The sequence below is a fragment of the Acinetobacter sp. NIPH 542 genome, assembly GCF_000369825.1.
GTDB lineage: Bacteria > Pseudomonadota > Gammaproteobacteria > Pseudomonadales > Moraxellaceae > Acinetobacter > Acinetobacter oleivorans.
Genome location: NZ_KB850204.1, coordinates 1 through 22,349, shown reverse-complemented (window position 1 = coordinate 22,349; position 22,349 = coordinate 1). Strand labels below are relative to the sequence as shown.

16 protein-coding genes are annotated in these 22,349 nt (G+C 40.3%); 7 read left to right on the top strand and 9 right to left on the bottom strand.

The window, feature by feature from the left end:
- Window positions 1-98: 98 nt before the first annotated feature.
- The 4 genes from dnaJ to F886_RS01095 form a co-directional block, all read right to left on the bottom strand.
- Window positions 99-1,211, bottom strand: a complete 1,113-nt coding sequence (gene dnaJ / locus F886_RS01110) for a molecular chaperone DnaJ (protein ID WP_002119101.1) — start codon at window positions 1,209-1,211, stop codon at window positions 99-101.
- A 103-nt stretch (window positions 1,212-1,314) separates the two neighbouring features.
- Complete coding sequence (locus tag F886_RS01105; RefSeq protein WP_004790237.1) at window positions 1,315-1,692, bottom strand: hypothetical protein; 378 nt, start codon at window positions 1,690-1,692, stop codon at window positions 1,315-1,317.
- Between the two features lie 139 nt (window positions 1,693-1,831).
- Window positions 1,832-4,957, bottom strand: a complete 3,126-nt coding sequence (locus F886_RS01100; protein ID WP_005300348.1) for an efflux RND transporter permease subunit — start codon at window positions 4,955-4,957, stop codon at window positions 1,832-1,834.
- A complete protein-coding gene (locus F886_RS01095; RefSeq protein ID WP_005300346.1) occupies window positions 4,954-6,060 on the bottom strand; it encodes an efflux RND transporter periplasmic adaptor subunit in 1,107 nt (368 codons plus the stop codon). The genes F886_RS01100 and F886_RS01095 overlap by 4 nt, the downstream gene beginning before the upstream one ends.
- Before the next feature lie 149 nt (window positions 6,061-6,209).
- On the opposite strand from F886_RS01095, the gene F886_RS01090 reads away from it, so the two are divergent.
- The 4 genes from F886_RS01090 to F886_RS01075 all read left to right on the top strand — a co-directional run bounded on the left by F886_RS01090 (window position 6,210) and on the right by F886_RS01075 (window position 12,263).
- The gene (locus tag F886_RS01090; protein ID WP_005300344.1) at window positions 6,210-6,833 is read left to right on the top strand and encodes a TetR/AcrR family transcriptional regulator; all 624 of its coding nucleotides are present in this window, start codon (window positions 6,210-6,212) and stop codon (window positions 6,831-6,833) included.
- Window positions 6,834-7,003: 170 nt separating this feature from the next.
- On the top strand, window positions 7,004-9,688 hold the full coding sequence (ppc, locus tag F886_RS01085) for a phosphoenolpyruvate carboxylase (RefSeq protein ID WP_004790246.1): 2,685 nt from the start codon (window positions 7,004-7,006) through the stop codon (window positions 9,686-9,688).
- Between the two features lie 297 nt (window positions 9,689-9,985).
- Entirely contained in the window at window positions 9,986-11,281 is a 1,296-nt protein-coding gene (locus F886_RS01080; RefSeq protein WP_004790247.1) for a solute carrier family 23 protein, read from the top strand.
- 79 nt (window positions 11,282-11,360) lie between these two features.
- Entirely contained in the window at window positions 11,361-12,263 is a 903-nt protein-coding gene (locus tag F886_RS01075; protein ID WP_005300341.1) for a LysR family transcriptional regulator, read from the top strand.
- Here the strand turns inward: F886_RS01075 and F886_RS01070 are convergent.
- The 3 genes from F886_RS01070 to ilvD all read right to left on the bottom strand — a co-directional run bounded on the left by F886_RS01070 (window position 12,260) and on the right by ilvD (window position 16,512).
- Window positions 12,260-12,991 carry a sulfite exporter TauE/SafE family protein gene (locus F886_RS01070; RefSeq protein ID WP_005300336.1) on the bottom strand — a complete coding sequence of 244 codons (732 nt, stop codon included), beginning with the start codon at window positions 12,989-12,991 and terminating at the stop codon, window positions 12,260-12,262. The two genes, F886_RS01075 and F886_RS01070, sit on opposite strands and share 4 nt — an antisense overlap.
- Before the next feature lie 79 nt (window positions 12,992-13,070).
- A complete protein-coding gene (locus F886_RS01065; RefSeq protein ID WP_005300333.1) occupies window positions 13,071-14,360 on the bottom strand; it encodes a hypothetical protein in 1,290 nt (429 codons plus the stop codon).
- 322 nt (window positions 14,361-14,682) lie between these two features.
- Window positions 14,683-16,512, bottom strand: a complete 1,830-nt coding sequence (gene ilvD / locus F886_RS01060; protein ID WP_034590616.1) for a dihydroxy-acid dehydratase — start codon at window positions 16,510-16,512, stop codon at window positions 14,683-14,685.
- Between the two features lie 348 nt (window positions 16,513-16,860).
- Between ilvD and fmt the strand changes: the two genes are divergently transcribed.
- Together fmt and rsmB are read left to right on the top strand one after the other, a co-directional pair.
- Window positions 16,861-17,823, top strand: coding sequence for a methionyl-tRNA formyltransferase (gene fmt, locus F886_RS01055; protein WP_005300327.1), 963 nt, complete (start codon window positions 16,861-16,863; stop codon window positions 17,821-17,823).
- Window positions 17,820-19,124, top strand: coding sequence for a 16S rRNA (cytosine(967)-C(5))-methyltransferase RsmB (gene rsmB / locus F886_RS01050; protein ID WP_005300323.1), 1,305 nt, complete (start codon window positions 17,820-17,822; stop codon window positions 19,122-19,124). The genes fmt and rsmB overlap by 4 nt, the downstream gene beginning before the upstream one ends.
- Window positions 19,125-19,163: 39 nt before the next feature.
- On the opposite strand, the gene F886_RS19545 is transcribed toward rsmB, so the two are convergent.
- Entirely contained in the window at window positions 19,164-19,307 is a 144-nt protein-coding gene (locus F886_RS19545; protein WP_004790262.1) for a methionine/alanine import family NSS transporter small subunit, read from the bottom strand.
- 12 nt (window positions 19,308-19,319) lie between these two features.
- Window positions 19,320-20,798 (bottom strand): sodium-dependent transporter, encoded by a 1,479-nt coding sequence (locus tag F886_RS01045; RefSeq protein ID WP_005300319.1) that lies wholly within the window; start codon window positions 20,796-20,798, stop codon window positions 19,320-19,322.
- A gap of 635 nt (window positions 20,799-21,433) precedes the next feature.
- On the opposite strand from F886_RS01045, the gene F886_RS01040 reads away from it, so the two are divergent.
- Window positions 21,434-22,141, top strand: a complete 708-nt coding sequence (locus tag F886_RS01040; RefSeq protein WP_212749656.1) for a TIGR04219 family outer membrane beta-barrel protein — start codon at window positions 21,434-21,436, stop codon at window positions 22,139-22,141.
- Window positions 22,142-22,349: the final 208 nt, after the last annotated feature.

Here is a 22,349-nt window from a genome sequence, read left to right as displayed (position 1 = left end):
TTTAAGCAGAATAAAAATAATAAGATGAATCAGCGCAATAAAAAGGCGGATATTTTATGAATATCCGCCTTCTTTTTAATTTCTTATCTAATCAAGTATTAATCGAACAAACGATCAAAGAATGATTTTTTCTTCGGTGAAGAAGCACTGTCTTCGCCATCAAAAGAAGCTTGCAATTCTTTAAGTAATTCACGTTGACGAGAATTTAAGTTGACTGGTGTTTCTACCACAATACGGCAGAGTAAATCACCCACCATGCTGCTACGTACTGGACGAACGCCTTTGCCACGTAAACGGAATAATTTACCTGTTTGAGTTCCCTCAGGAATCTTCAAGCTAACGCGACCTTCCAAAGTTGGAATTTCAATTTCTTTACCAAGTGCAGCATCAGCAATGCTCACTGGTACGTCCATATAAAGATCGGCACCATCACGTTGGAAAATTTCGTGTTCACGAACTACAACTTCAACGTACAAGTCACCTGATTGGCCATCACGAATTGCTTCGCCTTTACCACTCAAACGAACGCGGTCACCATTATCTACACCCGCTGGAATTGTAACTTCCAACGTTTGCTGGCGATCAGCTACACCTGAACCATGACATGCCTGACAAGGGTTTTTAATAATTTTACCTTGGCCACGACAAGTACCACATGTTTGTTGTACAGAGAAGAAACCTTGCTGCATACGTACTTGTCCTGAACCATGACAAGTTTTACAAGTTTCAACATCTTTTGGATTTTTTGAACCTTTACCGTCACACACATCACAAGGTGCTGGAGCAGTAAAGGTAATGGTTTTTTTCACCCCTTTTACAGCTTCTTCAAGGGTAAGTTCCATTACATAGCGTAGATCTGATCCGCGACGTTGACGCTGTTGACGTCCACCGCCACCGAATGCACCACCGAAGATATCACCGAACTGGCTGAAAATGTCTTCGGCACTAAATCCACCAAAGCCACCACCACCGCCGCCAAAGCCGCCTTCGAACGCATTATGACCCATGCGATCGTACATGCTACGCTTTTCGCTGTCCGATAAAACTTCATAAGCTTCAGCAGCTTCTTTAAATTTCTCTTCAGCTTCGGCATTGTCAGGGTTTCTATCAGGATGATATTTCATCGCCAATTTACGGTAGGCTTTTTTGATCTCATCATCACTTGCGGTTTTTGAAACGCCTAAAACCTCATAATAATCACGTTTAGCCATTTTTGGCGGTGCTCCTCACGGAATTTTATCAATACTCTATTGCCGACTAAATGGGGGGCTTTAGCCGAATTTACAAGGGTAAAATGTTTAAAAAATAGATATATTAAAAAACTGCCTTATTTTTTAAATATTTAGACAAGCCTTTTAACCATGCATTTAATAGAAATAACCACGCAATAGCACTAAATACCACACCCGCAACCGTAGAGGCGGTTACCCAGAGGTTACTGTCCCATGCAAAAAAGAAGAGCGGAATAAACCAGACCACAGCAAAAATTGCCATACAAAGAAATAGAATCCCGTTTCGCATAATCCATAGTGCATGCGCATGAATCCAAACTTCTGCATTATCTACAACCGCCACTTTACGAGCGACCAAATAAGCAAAGGCCGCAAAAATAACCGTAAACAATGCAAGAAACATGAACGCATAAGAAATTACTATATAACGGCGATGCTGTTCGATATGGTCTTGCCCCATCTGTATTTCACCTCAATTCACTGCACTTAGCCTATTTTTTATGCAGTGAAATAATCCTGTATTTTTTGTGTAAAGACAGGTGCTACTATATTGGAGTTTTCAATATTTCGCACCTTTATTCACAAAAAATTTATGTATTTTATGCGGTTTTTTTCACCTTAAACCATGCTGCGTAGAGCGCAGGTAAGAAAAATAATGTCAGTAAGGTGGCAACAATCAAGCCGCCCATGATCGCAACTGCCATTGGACCAAAGAAAATACTTCGTGAAAGTGGAATCATGGCCAAAACTGCGGCTAATGCAGTCAAAATAATCGGGCGGAATCGACGCACTGTCGCCTCAATAATCGCTTCCCATGTTGGATGCCCTGCTTGCCTGTCTTGTTCAATTTGATCAATCAAAATAAGCGAGTTACGCATGATCATGCCAGAGAGTGCAATTGTGCCCAACATGGCCACAAAACCAAATGGTTTGTTAAATAGAAGTAAGAATAAAACCACACCAATTAAACCCAGCGGAGCTGTTAACAACACAATGGTCGCGCGTGATAAGCTTTTGAGCTGAATCATCAGTAATGTCATGACCACAGCCAAGAACAGTGGCATACCCGCATTAACGGAATTTTGCCCACGTGCAGACTCTTCTACAGTTCCACCAACTTCAACCAGATAACCACTTGGTAATTCAGCACGTAATTTATCCATTGATTCAGCTAACTCGCCAACCACTGTAGCTGGTTGTAATTGAGTGCGGATATCTGCGCGAACAGTAATGGTCGGTAAGCGGTTACGATGCCAAATTAAACCATCTTCAAACTTATACTCAATTTTAGCGATTTGAGCTAAAGGCACAGTCGTTCCGTTGGACGTTGGTACAGCTAAACTTGCCAGGGAAGCCACTTCAACTCGTTCGCTCTGATCGCCGCGTAAACGGATTTCGATGAGTTCACGCTTTTCACGATATTGCTCAATCGCACTACCTGTAATTGATGCATTAATGAAATTCGCTAAATCGACACTAGAGACACCCATTTGTCGAGCACGATCTTGGTCAATTTGAATTGAAATAATCTTACTCGGCTCACCCCAATCTAAATGCACATTGGTGGTATTCGGATTTTCGCTAATCAGTTTAGCAACTTTCTGTGCTTCTTGACGGACCAGATTTTGATCTTCACCCGACACACGATATTGCAATGGATATCCAACAGGAGGGCCATTTTCTAGTAATGACACGCGAGTACGAACTTGCGGCAGCAATTGTCTAATTTGTTTGTCTAACGAGCGTCGAATTTCATCACGATCATCCAGTGATGATGCAAGTACAACAAACTGTGCAAAGCTGGCTTGCGGTAATTGCTGGTCTAACGGTAAATAAAAACGTGGTGAACCTGTACCGACATAAGCCACATAGTTATCAATACCTTTTTGTTTAGACAGGAATTTTTCAACCTTTTTCACAGCTTGTTCTGTCGCTGTTAAAGAAGCACCTTCTTCAAGTTTTAAATCAACTAAAATCTCGGCACGGTTCGAAGGTGGGAAAAACTGCTGAGGAACGATCTTAAACATCAGCACAGATAGCACAAAAACACCCACCGTCGTCGCAATTACTGTTTTACGGTAAGTCACACAAAACTCAACCATCTTTCTAAAACGTAAATAGAAATTAGATTGGTAAGGATCGTAGTGATGGTCCTGTGAAATGGCCACGGTTTGCGGTTGCGGTTTTTTGGTTAATCTCGCCCATAAACGGACATACCAAGGTGCTTGATGACCTGTTTTAGTAAAATCGGGTAATAGCTTTTCGCCTAAATAAGGTACGAATAAAACTGCTGCAACCCAAGACACTAATAAGGCAATCGTCACCACCTGAAAGATAGAGCGAGTGTATTCACCTGTACCAGACTGAGCCGTAGCGATCGGTAAGAAACCAGCCGCAGTAATCAGTGTTCCGGTGAGCATCGGAAATGCCGTTGTTTTCCACGCAAAGCCGGCGGCTTTAATCCGGCTATAACCCTGCTCCATCTTAATTGCCATCATCTCGACGGCAATAATGGCATCATCGACTAATAGACCTAGTGCCAGAATCAAAGCACCCAGTGAAATCTTATGCAGTCCGACATCGAATAGATTCATCCCCGCAAAGGTCATTGCTAAAACTAAAGGAATAGAAAAAGCGACAACCAATCCTGTACGGAAACCTAAAGAGAAAAAACTCACTAACAAGACAATAATAACTGCTTCAGCGAGTACCTTTATAAACTCATGAATACTGCGTTGTACCGCTACAGGTTGGTCAGAAACTTTTTGGAGCTTCATGCCTAAAGGTAAAGTTTTTTGCAGCTGGGCAAATTCTGTGTCGAGATTTTTACCTAAGGCAATAATGTCACCGCCCTTACGCATTGATAAAGCAATACCAATCCCATTTTCACCCATAAAACGCATACGTGGCTGAGCAGGTTGACTAAAACCACGGTAGACATCAGCGACATCTCCGAGCTGAATGGTTTTATCACCTACCAGTAAAGGCATTTTCTTAATTTCATCAATGTTTTGTAAATGACCGCTTACCCGAATCTGGATGCGGTCTGTGCCTGTTTCAAAAAAACCTGCACTTGCCATACTATTTTGCTTTTGTAAGGCATCTTGAATCGCTGTAACTGGAATACCAAGCTGTACCGCTTTGGTGTTAGAAATCTCAATCCAGATTTTTTGATCTTGTAGACCAATTAATTCAACCTTACTGACATCCTTGACGCGTTGAAGCTGTAATTGCAAACGATCTGCATATTCCTTAAGAAGTGCATAGTCAAAGTCTTTGCCTGTCAGTACATAAATATTGCCGTAAGTGTCTCCAAATTCGTCATTGAAAAATGGACCTTGTACACCGTTTGGCAGTTCATGGCGTATATCATTTACCTTCTTACGAACGTTGTACCAAACATCAGGAATCTTGTCAGAAGTCAGTGAATCCTTCGCTACAAAAGTGACCAACGACTCACCTGGACGGGAGTAAGCCATGATCTTGTCATACTGCCCTGTTGTCATGAGTTCCTTTTCGATACGGTCCGTAACTAAAGTAGAAACTTCTTTGGCAGTCGCCCCAGGCCAGTAGGTCTGCACCACCATAACCTTAAAGGTAAAGGGTGGATCTTCACTTTGTGATAATTTTGAATAAGAGATTGCACCGATAATGCCAAGCAACAGCATAAAATAAAGGACAATACCTTTATTATTTAATGCCCATTCCGAGAGATTGAATTTCATGGCTGGGTTGCTCCCTGAATTTTCACCCCACGGTTTTCACGATCAATCGGATGAATCTTCTGTTTATCACGTAGCAAATGTACGCCGCCAATCACAACCCAATCATTTGGAGCCAAGCCAGATAACACAGGTACGCTGTCTTTGCCATATGCACCAATCGTTACAGGTACTTTACGTAAAGTCTGATTCGCATTAACTACCCAGACATAAGGTTGATTATCTGTTGCTGAAACACTTGAAAGTGGCACACTCATCACATTGGTTTGAGTCGAGCTAAAAAATACGCGTGCACTTTGTCCAAGCTGAATAGCAGATTGACCTTCTTTGAGTGCAACTTTGACCGTAAATGTACGAGACTGATCCGCTGCTGGGGAAACTTCACGCACATAACCAGCAAATCGGTCATTCGGTTTAGACCATAAAGTCACCCAAGCTGCTTGGCCAACCTTGATCTCGGAAACCGCTTGTTCTGGCACACCAATGACAACTTCACGCTCTCCATCAATCGCCAGTTGATAAGCCGCTTGGCCCGCAGCAACCACTTGTCCAATTTCAATGTTTCGCGCAGTAATTACCCCGTTTTTATTAGAAACGAGTTGGTTATAACCAGTTTGGTTTGCAGAAACTTCATAATTAGAACGAGCTTGCTGTAGAGCCGCTTGCGCAGCGTCATATTGATTTTTTACCGTATCGAATTGCGAACGACTTACCGCATTAATAGGCAATAATTGCTGAAAACGTTTAAGTTCGTCTGCTGCTGTTTTTGCTGAAGCCTGTGCATTGTCCAGTTGGGCTTTAGCGGCATTTAATTGTAGCTGAGCATCTGCTACGTCAAGCTTTGCTAAAACTTGTCCGACTTTAACTCGATCACCTACATCCACATAACGTGCCGTAACCTGTCCACCGACCCGAAATGCTAAAGCTGTTTGCTGTCTAGCCTGCACATCCCCTGCATAGCTTTTTTGTTCATTGAGAGTAGTTAAGGGTTGGGCCACCATCACATAGGGTATTTCTTCTGTTTTGGGAGCTTCTTTACTACACCCCATTAATGTGACCGTACAAACAATCACCATACTCATGATGAGAGGTTTTAACAGATTCATATCTTATCGCTCTTATTCAAACTGATTTTTTAAGGCACAATATGCTTGCATCATAAATTGTTTATTTTTTAATTAATATACCCATGGGTACATTAATTAAAGAAAAACTTATAAATTGCTATCTTTTTAAATTTTTATCAGAGGATTTTGTGCAAACAGTTAATCAAAGTGGTCGACCCAAAGATCTGGAAAAACGTGCTCGTATCTTACAAGCCGCGAAAGCTATTTTTTTAAAATCTGGCTATCACGGTACCAGCATGAACCAGATTGCACAGGAAGCAGGTGTCACTAAACTCACGGTTTATAATCACTTTCAAGACAAAGCAAATCTGTTTATTTGTGCAATTACGCAAACCTGTGAAGAGACGCTAAATCCTAAACAATTTGAATTAGATGCATCGGTAGACTTTTATCAAGCACTCTTTATTGTGTGTTCAGGCGCTTTGCAGATTATTTATTCACCTGAAGCATTAAAGCTGGAACATGTATTATTTGAACTCGCAGCAGAACAAAGCCCTTTAGCTGAACAGTTTTTTGATGCATCACATACGCGACTTCAAAATCAGTTAGCCGCATTCTTCCAAAAAGCAGCTGAATTAGGTTTTATCCAAGCCGATGATCCGGTTTATCAAACAGAGCTTCTTTTAACTTTGTTGCTTGGAGTACGTCACCATAAGGTTCTACTTAGAATTATTGCCGTACCAAATGCAGAAGAGCTAGAACACATTATTAAAGATGCAATTCATTTATTTTTGCTCAAATATCGGAATTAAACCAAAGTCCGATTGCCAAAAGTTGCACTGAGTGCATGTCTACTTTTAAGACGCCATAAGCGAATTAAATGTTATTTTTTAAGCAAAAATTCACATTTTCTTACGCTCAAAGCTTGGAATGTTTGTTAATCGCGCTATATTCGATAAGAATAAGAACAGGAGAAAATAGCATGGTTCAGCAAATCGATGCGCCACTGCGTGAGGATGTCCGTTTACTTGGCAATTTGTTAGGTGAAACCCTAAAACAACATGCAGGACAAGAACTGTTTAATCAGATCGAGCAAATCCGTGCTCTTGCCAAAGGTGCACGTGATGGTCAAGCTGAAGCCGAAAAGCAATTAGAACAATTATTTTTAGAATTGCCCGATGAAGAGCTATTGCCTCTTACCCGCGCTTTTTCTCATTTTTTAAATTTTGCCAATATTGCCGAGCAATACCATGTAGTGCGTAGCCGCAGACAGGCAGAGTTTGATTCGGAGGCTAATTCTCCAAATCCGCTTGTTCACCTATTTCAAAAATTTAAAGATAAAAGTATTTCGACAGAAAAACTATTCCAGCAAATTTGTGATCTTAATATTGAATTGGTACTTACGGCGCACCCAACCGAAGTCAGCCGTCGTACCCTCATTCAAAAATATGATGATATCAATGCTTGTCTTTCTCAGCTTGATCAGCAAAAACTTACTCCGCGTGAACGACAAAATGCACTTGCCAACTTAAAGCAACAAATCAGTTCGGCATGGCAAACAGATGAAATTCGCCAGCACCGCCCGACCCCTGTTGATGAAGCAAAATGGGGATTTGCAACCATCGAACAAACACTTTGGAATGCTGTGCCTAAATTTATTCGTGAGTTAAATGAGTTGGTTCAAGATAATTGCCAACAAAACTTACCACTTAACATTGCGCCGGTACGCTTTGCTTCTTGGATGGGCGGAGACCGCGATGGCAACCCAAATGTTACTCATCAAATTACCCAAGAAGTACTGTGGTTATCACGCTGGCAAGCTGCCGACCTTTACCTAAGAGATATCGAAAACTTACGTTGGGAGCTTTCAATCCAAACCTGTTCCGAAGAAATGATTCAGGCTATTGGTAACCAACATGCAGAGCCTTATCGTGAATATTTACGTGCTACACGCGAACGCTTAAAAGCGACTCGCCACTGGTTAGCGCAGCGCCTACAAGGCTTAGAAGCAGATGACAGCAATGTCATTAAGAGCAAAGATGAACTCTTACAGCCTTTATTACTGTGCTATCGCTCTTTAATCGACAGCAACTTACCTGAAATTGCGAATGGTCAGCTCCTGGACTTTATTTACCGTGTGAACTGTTTTGGTATTGAACTACTTAAACTCGACATTCGCCAAGAATCAGGTCGTCATCGCCAAGCGATTTCAGCAATTACCGAATATTTAGGTTTGGGTAATTTTGAATCGTGGACTGAACAAGCGCGCCAAAACTTCCTGATTCAGGAATTACAGAGCAAGCGTCCGCTTTTGCCGAAATATATTAATGAACCTGAAGGCAGTTTGATTGGACACCCAGATGTCCAAGAAGTATTTGCAACCATGCGTACTTTGGCAGACCAACCGCCTGAATCTTTAGGTGCCTATATTATTTCGATGGCTGAATATCCAAGTGATGTTTTAGCTGTGTTGTTATTGCAAAAAGAAGCAGGTATTCAGCACCCTTTACGTGTAGTTCCTCTGTTTGAAACTTTAAAAGATTTAGATGGCGCTGCAACAACCATGAATACGCTGTTCAATATGCATTGGTATAAACAGCACATTCAGGGTAAACACGAAGTGATGATCGGTTACTCCGACTCTGCAAAAGATGCTGGTTTCATGTCAGCTAACTGGGCGCAGTATCGTGCTCAAGAAGAACTGACCGCAATTGCTCAAAAACACGGCGTACAGTTGACGCTGTTCCACGGCCGTGGTGGTTCGATTAGTCGTGGTGGAGCTCCCACCCAACAGGCACTATTTTCACAGCCGCCGGGTTCGATCTCTGGTGCAATCCGTGTCACAGAACAAGGTGAAATGATTCGCTTCAAGTTCGGTTTAGAAGGAATTGCCATGCAAAACCTTGAAATCTATACCGCTGCAACACTTGAAGCGACCTTATTACCGCCACCAGAGCCTAAAGCCGAGTGGCGTGAAATCATGAACCGTATGACAGATCACTCCGTGAAAGTTTATCGCCAGACCGTGCGTGAAAATCCACATTTTGTGAAATATTTACGGACTGTTACGCCTGAACTTGAATTACAAATGTTGCCATTAGGCTCACGTCCAGCAAAACGTAAAGTGAGTGGTGGTATCGAGTCTTTACGTGCGATTCCATGGGTATTTGCATGGACCCAAATCCGTTTGATGTTACCTGCATGGCTAGGTACTGGTGCAGCAATTAATGAAGTGATTGCCGATCAGCAAAAAGCAACGCTTGATGAAATGCTCCAGCAATGGCCTTATTTCCAGACGCTTATTGATATGTTGGAAATGGTATTGTCTAAATCCGATGCCAACATTGCACTCTATTACGAGTCCCATTTGACTGACGATGAAGATTTAAAAGTGCTCGGTAATCAATTACGTCAGCGCTTAAAAGATGCTGTTGAAACGCTCCTTAAATTGAAAGATGAATCAAAGCTTCTTAGTAACAACGAAGTGCTTGATCAATCTATGCAGGTTCGTAAACCATACTTACTTCCTTTGCATCTTTTACAGGCTGAACTCATGAAACGCCGCCGTGATTATCTTGCTGAGCGTCAGGCAGAGAACACACCTGTTGACCATGCACTTATGGTGAGTATTGCGGGTATTGCTGCGGGTTTACGTAATACGGGCTAAGCTAATTTTACCAATTGTTTAACAAGGCAGTGCATCTTAATGTGCTGCTTTTTACTTGCAAAATTCTCTATTTTTCTTAAATTTTCCTCGATTTTCTATTTTTTTGAATATTTTTTTAAAATCAAAAAATTAGTCTTTATGAGAAAAAAATAACTAATTCCTTATATTTAGAATTCATAAAATTATACCAATCGTTAAAAAATAATTACTTTTCACTAACATACTTCTTTCTAGTGATTAAATGCACTCTCAAGAAAGAGTATCATGGCACCAATTAAAGAATAACGAGCTTATTTTATGTCCAATTGGTTTCCAAAATGGCAGCCTTACCAAGGTGATATTGACCACCGACCGGTCTCTACCAACGAATATCTCCCCCCAGTTCAGAGTGCTATTTTAGGTATTCAACATGCGTTTGCCATGTTTGGAGCAACTGTTTTAGCACCATTACTTATGGGCTTTAATCCTAACCTTGCCATTTTAATGTCTGGTATCTGTACCATCCTGTTCTTTTTAATTACGGGTGGTCGTGTTCCGAGTTACTTAGGCTCAAGTTTTGCGTTTATTGGTGTGGTTGCAGCAGCAACTGGACATATTACAGGTTCAGGCGCCAATCCAAACCTTTCTATGGCTTTAGGCGGAATCGTAGCATGTGGTGTGTTTTACGCCATTATCGGTTTTATTGTGATGCTTACGGGTACACGTTGGATTGAAAAACTCATGCCGCCTGTGGTGACTGGCGCCATTGTGATGATTATTGGTCTAAACCTCGCACCCGTTACCATTAAAGGTGTTGCAGGCCAACCGTTTGAAATGTGGATGGCCTTAATTACCGTACTTTGTATGGGTAGTATTGCAGTCTTTACTCGTGGCTTATTGCAACGTTTGCTTCTATTGGTCGGTTTAATTTTGGCATATGCAATTTACGCTATCACCACCAATGGGCTAGGTTTTGGTAAACCAATCGATTTTAGCCAAATCTCACAGGCTGCATGGTTCGGTATCCCAAGCTTTTCACATCCTACTTTTGATACTAAGGCTATGCTGATTATTGCGCCAGTTGCGCTTATTTTAGTAGCAGAGAACCTAGGTCATATTAAAGCTGTTGGTGCAATGACTGGTGAGAACCTAACGCCACAATTAGGCAAGGCATTTGTTGCAGATGGTTTAGCAACAACGCTTTCTGGTAGTGTCGGTGCTCCAGGTATGACCACTTACGGCGAAAACATTGGAGTCATGGCAGTCACTCGTGTGTACTCAACCATTGTTTTTGTGATTGCTGGTGTCTTCGCCATTTTCTTGGGTTTATCTCCAAAATTTGGCGCGGTAATTAGTACGATTCCAAGTGCTGTCTTAACAGGTGCATCTATTGTTGTGTTTGGTTTAATTACCATTGCAGGTGCAAAAATCTGGATTGAAAACAAAGTTGATTTTTCTAACAATAAAAACCTGATTGTTGCTTCTGTGACGATTATTTTAGGTGCCGGAAATTTTGAATTAATGTTTGGTAATTTCAATTTAGGTGGCATTGGTACAGCAACATTTGCGGCCATTATTTTAAATTGGTTGTTTAGTTTAAAAGATAAAACCTAAATTCAAAAAGGCAGCGTAAGCTGCCTTTTTTCATTACGATTTAGTATGATGAATTTTTGCGTTTCAATACGTTCCTATCATGCGTTTTGATTTTTTTGATTTACAGCTGGTTATCCATATTGTCTCGACTGGTAGCCTAACTAAAGGTGCTGATCGCTCTGCTATTTCACTTCAAGCAGCGAGCGAGCGTATAAAAAAACTCGAACAATATTTTGAGACACCCTTATTTGTTCGCCAAGCCACTGGGGTAGAACTCACCACAGCTGGACATGCTTTTGTAGAACATGCTCGTCAGCTTTTAGTACAAAAAGATCAACTCGAACAAGAAATGCAGCGGTTTAGGCACCCTACCACAGAGGCATTAACGCTTTGGTGTAATTCTTCTGCTCAAAGTGAATATTTGCCTACGTTATTACCACAATATTTAGTGTTTCATCCTGAAATGAATATTGATTTACATGAGGCAGAAAGCTCAGAAATTGTAGATGCATTAACCCAAGGAATTGCGAGTCTAGGTCTAGTCTCAAGCTTTTTCGATACCCGACATTTGCAAACCAAAGAATTTGCGAGTGATCCGTTAGTTCTAATTTGCCCTACTACCCACAATTTAGCTCAATACCAAGAGCTGAATTTGGTAGAGGCTCTAAGCTATGGTTTTATTGGTCTTAAACCTCATCACTCTTTGCAGCAGTCTATCGAAACTCAAGCTAAATTATTAGGCTTTAACATACAATACCGTTTGCGCTTACCTAACTTTAGTGCAATTGCTGAAGTCGTTGCCAAAGGCGTGGGAATTGCGATTATGCCAGCTCGTGCGGCACAGCGTTTGCAATCAGATTATGATTTTCATTCGATCCAACTGCTAGGTGCATGGGCAAATCGTAAACTCCTTTTAGCCACACAAAACTTCAACCAGCTGCCTAGCAGTTACCAACAGTTTGCAGATTTTTTATTGCAGCATCGTCCTGAAAAAACGGCTTAATGCAAAATCATGTAAAGCCCTAATGACACCAACCCTATAAAAAAGATACGACGAAATAACTGCTCGTTGAGTCGATAGCGAATTTTTTTACCTAACCACATTCCAACGAGTGCAGCAAATAAAGCCGCAAAAGATAACCGATAATCCAGTGTTATTCCTGAAATTGGGTTGTGGTGTAAAAAGACGGCAAGACAAATGGTAGACACCGTAAATGTTAGTCCCAAAGCCTGTACCAGCTCGTCACGTTTTAAATGCAAAGACTGCAAATATGGCACGATAGGAATAATAATGACGCCTGTGGCTACGGTGACTGCTCCACCAATATAACCAATGATCGGCGATAGCCAACGCTCATGCTTTCCTAAGTGCGGGAGCTTTTTGACACATAGTCCATAGAGCCCATATAAGGCCAACATACAGCCCAATAAAATCTCACTACTGTGCCCATGACTTTGACTTAAAGTCGGTAGAAAACTCCATATTGAACCGACCACAATGCCTACGAGTAAGGTCCAGAAACGGCGAATAAAAGCCCAGACATGTCCTTCAGCAAAAAGCTGCCAAACATTGGTGACCATTGAAGGAACAATGAGTAAAGAGGCTGCTTGAAAAGGACTCATTGCGATGGTGAGTAAGCCCATCGATACTGCGGGCAACCCTAAACCGATCATGCCTTTAATCATGCCAGCAAAGGCAAACACCATCATAATAATTACTAAAAAAGTCACTGTTTATCTCCGATTCCCTACATGGTTATGCTACGGAAAAAAAACAGGTTTGCCCTATTCTTGTTTTTAGGAGTAGGCCTCAATTAGAAGTTGAGGCCGTTTTGTATTTTTCTTCTAAAACATTACTAAAAATACTTTCAATCATCCAAACGCGGTACAAGCTATTAAATACATAACTTTGCCCATCAATACGCAACTCTAAAACCGGTAAATCAGGCTGATGCTTATCTTTGCAAAAAGCATCATTTTGTGCCAAAACAGCTGGTACATCCTGCTCGGTTAACTGCTCAATTCCCAGCTGATGCTGTAATTCTTGGAAATGCTTTTGGAAAGATAAATCTTTGCCTTTTGTCCAAACGGCCTGCAAGATCGTAAAAATCGTATCGATTTGCTGATTTTCCTGCACACTATAGAAAAGCTTTGCCATTTCAAGCGCACTTTCTTCGGTAGGGCGGCAAAAAGGAGTAAAAGCGACATCTGTTCGTTTAGAAACACGTGTTGCCAAACTCCAGTCAAACCAATCTCGGCCTTGGTAGCTTAAAGGGTAAACTTTTAATTGAATATCATAATAATCAGCCAATTCTTCCTTAATATAAGCAAGCAACAGCCAACTCATTGGATCTTCTAAGGCAATATATAAATCAAGTTCAGGATGAAGTGTCTGAATTTCGGTAAGTGCCTCAGCATCATTAATTAAATGTTCACGCCATTCGATATGATTAATTAAAAAGATCGGATTGCCGGTCAGTAACTTTTGCTGTTTTAGACGGCGGGTTAAGCGTAATAAATCATCTACTGCATGATATTTACGTCCACCAAACTCAAAGTAAGCTGCTGGTACAGGCTCATCCGTAAAAATACGTTCTGAAAAATGTTGAGGAAGCTGATGTTTAACTGCCATGGCATGTAAAGTACGTAGCTTTCCGTATTGCTGCTGCCAAAGCATGTGAAAAATATCTTCAAGTAAATGTAAGAAATTCTGACCTTGTAATGGGGTTCTTTTTAATATGACGGCGGCTTGTTTTAAAGATTCTTGGCTTGGGATTTCTGGAAATTCATCAAAAGCAAAACGATGTTGTTTGGCTAATATTTTGGCATCATTCAAACAATAATTTTGCCATTCTTCATGCGACATAGCATTTGGAGGTTCAGAAGCAGTATGGGAAATAATAATTTTTAAGGGCTTAAGTTCATCACTTAAAATCTCATCAAGCTGAGACAGTTGCTGAACAGCTAAATAGCTATACACATCATCAAGTCGTAAATAAATACTTAAACCATTTTCCGTGGGTAACACCGCTTGACGTGAAGGTTTTTGGTAAAACCAACTCGATCGGATAGGGTCAAACCAACGGCGTAGCAGTGACATGAGAGTAGAGCCTCTAAAAAAAATAAATCCTAAGCAAGACCAAAAAACTGCTTTGATCGCAGTACAAAGTGTCGCAGAAACTTCATATACAAAATGCTGAAGAGCTCTGCTTACGCAGAACAAAGTTCATGTTATTGCACGTATTCCTGCATCGGTGAAGATTTTATCATCATTTTATGGCAAACCCATAGAATGACTTGCAACACCCTCATCTACAAGCCTATTTTTTCGAACAGATGTAAAAAATGCACCCATCAGCATGATAATAATTTATCGTGCAAATGGATGCATAGTTTCTATTCAATTAATAAAATTGAATATTTTATAGAACGCGTACAGCTCCTTTCGCTGCACTTGTTGTATGCATTGCATAAACTTTTAACGCTTTTGATACCTTACGTTTACGTTCTTCTTTCGGATGCCAGCCTTTCGCTTCTTGAACTGTACGACGGTGCGCCATAGTCGCATCATCAACATTTAAGTGAATCGTACGGTTCGGAATATCGATTTCAATGGTATCGCCATCTTCTACCAAACCAATTGCACCACCTTCAGCCGCTTCTGGCGAAACATGTCCAATTGAAAGACCTGATGAACCGCCAGAGAAACGGCCATCTGTTACTAATGCACAGTCTTTTCCTAAACCTTTCGATTTAAGGTAGCTGGTTGGGTAAAGCATTTCTTGCATACCCGGACCACCACGTGGACCTTCGTAACGAATAACAACAACATCACCAGCTTTAATATCATGACCCAAGATTGCATCTACAGCAGCATCTTGGCTCTCAAATACACGCGCTGTGCCCGTAAATTTCAAGATCGATTCATCTACACCCGCAGTTTTTACAATACAACCATCAAGCGCGATGTTGCCGTATAGAACTGCTAAACCACCATCTTTAGAGAATGCATGTTCTGCATTACGAATCACGCCTTTTTCACGATCGCCATCTAAAGTTGCATAGTAACGGTTTTGAGAGAACGCAACTTGAGTTGGTACGCCACCTGGAGATGAGCGATAGAACTCATACACATCTGCATCTTCAGTACGGATAATGTCCCACTTATCTAAGGCATCTTTTAAAGTTTTCTCATGTACAGTCGGTACAGATACATCAAGTAACTTCGCACGATCAAGCTCGCCCAAAATGGCCATAATACCGCCAGCACGGTGAACATCTTCCATGTGAACGTCTTGTTTTGCAGGCGCTACTTTAGACAATACAGGAACTCGACGTGACAACTCGTCAATGTCGTCCATAGTAAAGTCAACTTCTGCTTCACTTGCTGCTGCCAATAAATGCAGAACCGTATTGGTTGAACCACCCATTGCAATATCAAGGGTCATCGCATTTTTAAACGCGGCCTTGGTTGCAATTGAACGAGGTAAAATGCTTGCATCTTCTTGTTCGTAATAGCGCTTAGCCAATTCAACAATAAGCTGGCCTGCTTTTAAGAATAGTTTCTTGCGGTTTGCATGTGTCGCAACAATTGAACCATTACCCGGTAAAGATAAACCTAAAGCTTCAGTTAAACAGTTCATTGAGTTTGCAGTGAACATACCTGAACATGAACCACATGTTGGACATGCTGAACGTTCAAATTCTTCAACTTCTTCGTCTGTATAACTTTCATCAGCCGCAACAACCATTGCATCAACAAGGTCAATCGCTTTTTCATTACCACGGAACTTGACCTTGCCCGCTTCCATTGGTCCACCTGACACAAAAACAACTGGAATATTCAAGCGCATCGCAGCCATGAGCATTCCCGGAGTAATTTTGTCACAGTTAGAAATACATACCATTGCATCGGCGCAATGTGCATTCACCATGTACTCAACTGAGTCAGCAATCAAATCACGTGATGGTAATGAATAAAGCATGCCGTCATGCCCCATTGCGATCCCGTCATCTACTGCAATCGTATTAAACTCTTTAGCAACACCACCTGCCGCCTGAATTTCTGCTGCGACTAGTTGCCCTAAATCTTTAAGATGTACATGGCCCGGAACAAATTGAGTAAATGAGTTGACCACCGCAATAATCGGTTTGCCGAAATCCTCATCTTTCATTCCTGTTGCACGCCATAAGCCACGTGCGCCAGCCATATTTCTTCCGTGTGTCGATGTTTTTGAACGATAGTCAGGCATTAGTGTTTCCAACAAGTTGTGCTTGAGCGGAATTTCTCCCACTCTGGCTGAATGATACTGATATAGCGTTAGATCAGTCGGAATATTGACTCATCATCATAATTTGATCATTCTCCATTCTATAGAAGCAAATAATATTCGGAAAGCCAAGAACAGTAATAGTCAGTCAATATTTAGCAAAACTTACATGAATAATTTTTTATTTTTTCATAACATTTTTTTATCAATAAAAATTTTTGAATAATTTTTTGTTCACTATTTAAAAATCAAATTTCTCAATAGCCATGAGTTTAGGGCTTCAAACGTTTTTCACGTATACTACCCATAAACTCTTTTTGGATTGCATTTGTGAAAATTATTTTTGCTGGCACCCCCGAATTTGCTGCAACAGCATTGGCGGCATTATTAAAAACTTCCCATGAAATTATCGCCGTTTACACCCAGCCAGATCGTAAAGCCGGCCGTGGACAAAAACTAACGCCATCTCCTGTAAAACAGCTTGCGCTTGAACATGGTATCCCTGTTTATCAACCACTTCACTTTAAAGCATCTACAGAAGAAGGGCTCGCAGCCCAACAAGAACTTGCAGCTTTAGGTGCCGATGTGATGGTCGTTGCAGCCTATGGTTTGATTCTGCCACAAGCTGTGCTCGATACACCTAAATATGGCTGTTTAAATATTCACGGTTCACTATTACCACGTTGGCGCGGTGCAGCACCAATTCAGCGTGCGATTGCAACAGGTGATGAAGAAACCGGAATCACAATCATGCAAATGGCTGCTGGTTTAGATACAGGCGATATGATGTATAAAACCTACTGTCCAATCACAGCCGAAGATACATCAGCGACTTTACATGACAAACTCGCAACTCAAGGCGCAACAGCAATTTGCGACGTACTCGAGTCAGAAGAAACACTACAAAAATATTTGGCAGAACGTGAAGTTCAAGATGAAAACCTAACTGTCTATGCACATAAGTTAGTGAAATCAGAAGCTCGTATTGACTGGTCAAATGATGCTGTTCAACTTGACCGAAATATTCGTGCGTTCAACCCTTGGCCAGTTGCATTCATTCAACTAGATGAAAATAGTGCTTTGCGTGTTTGGAACTCAACCACTTCTACTCAAAACCAAGCAAATGCCCAAGCTGGTGAAATTATCGCGATTGATAAACAAGGCGTCCATGTTGCTTGTGGTCAAAACTCTTTTATTTGTCTGACCAGCGTGCAATGGCCGGGTGGTAAAGCAATGAATGCACAACAAATTGCACAAACTCAAAAACTTCACGTAGGACAAATTCTACCATGAGTCAGGTTTCATCAAATTCGTCACGATTTAACTTACGTGCTCAAGTCGTTCAGACGTTATTAAAAGTTCAGCAAGGTCAATCACTTGCTAGTATTTTAAATACACAGCTGAATCAAGTTGCCGAACGTGATCGCGCACTATTTCATGAACTTGTTCTAGGTACGCTCCGCCAATGGTTTGCACTTAAATCAATTAGCCTACCTTTGCTCAGCAAACCGTTAAATAATGAAACTGTTGAAACCTGTCTGTATGTTGGGCTTTATCAAGTTTTATGCACGCGTATTGCAGCGCATGCCGCTATTTCAGAAACAGTAGATGCCACCAAACAACTTGGATTTCCTGCACTCGGCGGTATTGTGAATGCTATTTTGCGTCGAGCTACTCGTGAAACTGATGACTTTCAGCAAGGTTTACAGCAAGCGCATGGCTTACCAAGTTGGCTTTTCAAAAGGTTAAAAAAGGATTGGGGAGAACAAACTGAATCTCTTTGCCAATCATTAAAACAAGTCGCACCTTTAACCTTGCGAGTTAACCAGCGTCATATTGGTCGTGATGCTTATTTAGCAAAATTACAAAGTCTAGATATTCAGGCACGTGCATGTACTCTGTCTGATGCAGGTATTGTTCTTGAACAATCTGTACAAATTACCCAGCTACCCGGCTTTGAAGAGGGATGGTTTTCTGTACAAGATGAACATGCTCAGCTATGTGCAACATTATTGCCAGATCTAAATAATAAAACAGTAATTGATGCCTGTGCAGCTCCCGGTGGAAAAACAGCTCACTTACTCGAAAAGTTTAAACCGGCTCAGCTCATTGCTATTGACCAAGATTCTAACCGTTTAATCCGTGTAACTGAAAATTTAAACCGCTTAGCACTTGATCAAAGTCAAACAGAAATTTTGGCAGCGGATGCAACCCAATGGGTACCTGCCCAACCAGTAGATTGTATCGTGCTTGATGCACCATGTTCTGCGACAGGCGTTATTCGTCGTCATCCTGACATACGCCTATTGCGCCAATCTAGCGATATAGCTCAAACGATCGAACTGCAAAAGCAGATTTTGGAACATATGTGGAAACAACTCAGCGTTGGAGGCACATTGCTCTATATTACCTGTTCAGTTTTAAAAGCTGAAAATGAACAGCAGATGATAAATTTCTTTGCAGAACATGCTGATGCAAAAGAAATTAAGATTGAAGCGAATTGGGGACTTGAACAAATTCATGGCCGACAATTATTACCACAAGCGCAGTCTGGCGACGGATTTTATTATTGTAAAATTCAAAAAATTGCATAAAAAAAGCAGGCTTTAAGCCTGCTTTTTATTAGATCAGCATCAAAGCGTATGCTGATCTTTTACATCTTCTAAAACGTCATCTAACTCTTCAGGATGTTTCGATAAATGTAGAATGGATAAAGCCAACCCACCCCATAAAAACACCATCGAAATCACCATCATCACGATTGCCGAAGTATTCATTATTTTATCCTCCTAGCGATCTTTCATTTTGCTTAACACGATTGCAACGACCGCACAGAAAATCACACTGCCCCAGCCGAATACACCTTGTAAGCTCATACTATAAGTATCATAGCCATTTTTGATCAAATTAAAAACAGTCATACAGAGTGTAGTTAACAAGATTAAAGATGTAATAACCGTTAAAGTGAAATCCCATCCCTTACCCACTTGAATGGTTGAGATCCGATTTATATGGTCACTAAGTTCTTTAAGAGCTGAACGTTTAAACCAAGCTACGCTAATAATTGATATTAATGCGCCACCGATAATACCGATGTTATTAATAAAGTGATCAACAATATCAACTAGCTTAATTGCATTTACACTTGAGAATAAAATAATTGATACAAGTGCACTACCACCACCAATAATCGTTACAGCTTTTTTACGGCCCCATTTCAACTTATCTTGCATTGCTGCAATAGGCACTTCCAAAATACTGACCATCGAAGAAATACCGGCGACGAAAAGTGAAGAGAAGAATAAAAGACCAAATAAATCAGCCCCTGCGCCTAAGCTTGAAATAATTTTAGGGAATGCAATAAATGCTAATCCAATTCCGCCACTCACGACATCTTTAACATCAGTACCCGCTGCATGTGCCATAAAACCAAGCGCAGCAAAAATACCAATCCCTGCTAAAATCTCAGTTGATGCATTTGCAAAACCAACGATTAAGCCAGAACCAGTTAAATTCGTTTTTGGTTTTAAATAAGATGCATAGGTAACCATGATCCCGAAACCAACAGATAATGAAAAGAAAGTATGACCATAAGCGGCTAACCATACCTTATAGTCCATCATTGCTGACCAGTTTGGCGTAAAGAATGCATTCAAACCTTGAACTGCACCAGGTAAACGCAATGACTGAATCACCAAAATAGTAAATAGAATGAATAATAATGGCATGAAAATTTTATTGGATAATTCCACACCCTTTTTCACCCCACCATAAAGAATGATTAAGGTAAGTGCCCAAATTCCAACAATCGGCCAGAATAAATGACTTACAAACTGTAAATCAAAACCAGTCGCTTTTGAGGTTTGTAAGTAGGTATTAAAGAAGAAGCCTTCCGGATCACTTCCCCACATTTGACCAATAGAGAAGTAAACGTAACTACCTGCCCATGTCAAAACGCTCGCATAATACAAACCAATAATGATACAGACACAAACTTGCCACCAACCTAATGTTTCTCCACCTTTAAATAAGGCCCGATATGCTTTTGGAGGTGAACCAGTACTACGATGACCGACCGCATAATCTAAAAATAGTAACGGTAAACCAGCAGTAATGAGTGCCAATAGATAAGGAATAAGAAACGCACCACCACCATTTTCATAAGCAACGTATGGAAAGCGCCAAATATTACCTAAGCCTACAGCCGAACCAACGGCTGCAATAATAAAACCAGATCGTGACGTCCAGTTTTCACGAGAATCTGTCATAAAACACCTAATGTTAAAAGATTGCTTATTTTTACTGCTATTGTTGATTGTTATTCCGCATGCAAAAAAAGAACCAAAGAATACTTTTGTGTTTGATTGAGAATAAAAGGCACCTTGTGAGTATTTTTATTTTCATTTCAAACAAGCAAAAATAGAAAATTCTTCCTTAAAGATTTTTGTCCATTTTTTGCCCCTATATAGCTGAACAATACCTGTTTTTATTTCTTTTTACTGTAATTTCCATCAGAAATTTTACGAATTTTTTAAGTTTTTTTCACAAGTGGTTATTTTTCAGCTAATCTTTACGTTTAAATCAAATAGTCAGACAATATTGTTCAATGACATTTTCTTCCAACTCTTAAAAAGATCTATTTAATTACTCGACTTATCTATTAATTTCTTCCTTAATTTCCAATTAAAATTTGATAATATCCATTTTTTATATGACAAAATTTATACTAAAATCTGTAGAGGACTAATGTCATCCAAATGAAAAATTTAAATATTAATTATTTGAAATGATTAATATTTTATCTAGCTTAGAAAAATTATTAATAATATATGCTTCAGACTCATATTTTTTATCAATGCATCTGTAGCAAGATGTCTATATCATGCGCTCAAAGATTTCTTTTATGCGGAAGTTCAAAGTGAAAATATTAAAAATATCTTTATTAACGCTCGGGATGGGCTTAAGTGGCCTTGCTCAAGCAGACTTTGTTGGAATAAAAGGAGATGTCGGCTACTGGTTTTACGATGGGAAAGCGAATATGTCTTCTCAATTTCCTGATGATCAAGATCTAGATCAAAAAGGTAGTGCTCAACTCTCATTGGCAATAGAACACCCAATCCCATTTATTCCAAATGCAAAAATACGTTATGTAAATTTAGATACTCAAACTAAATCAGAAACTCTAGGTCAAGCTAACTATAAAGTTGATTTAGATCATAGCGATTTTATTCTCTATTATGAGTTACTAGACAATATTGTGAGTGTAGATGCTGGGCTTGGTGCAACTGTACTAAATGGTGATATTACTGCTTATACAGGTAAGCGTGTAGATATTGATAAAACATATCCTATTGCTTATTTATCTGGTGAAGTCAAACTTCCATTTACAGGCTTGAGTGCTAAAGGTGAAGCAACCTATACAAACTTTGATGATGCAAGAATCACAGACGCATTAGCAGAAGTAAAATATAAATTTGCAGATAATCTACTTATTGATCTTGGTTTAACAGCAGGGTATCGCGTACTTAATATTGATTTAGATGACTACGATAATAATGATCTTAAGTTTGAATTTAAGGGTCCATATCTCGGTTTAGAAGCCCATTTCTAATTTAGAGCGGGGTCGAAGTTTCCTTCATATAAAAAAAGGACTCATATAGAGTCCTTTTTTATGGGTCTTAGTGCATCTAAATTAAACAATTCATTGAATTTTCGCGCATAAAGCAACACCCCGGTTTCTTTCGAGACCGGGGTGTTAGAATAATGAGCTGGCGATGACTTACTCTCACATGGGAAACCCCACACTACCATCAGCGCTA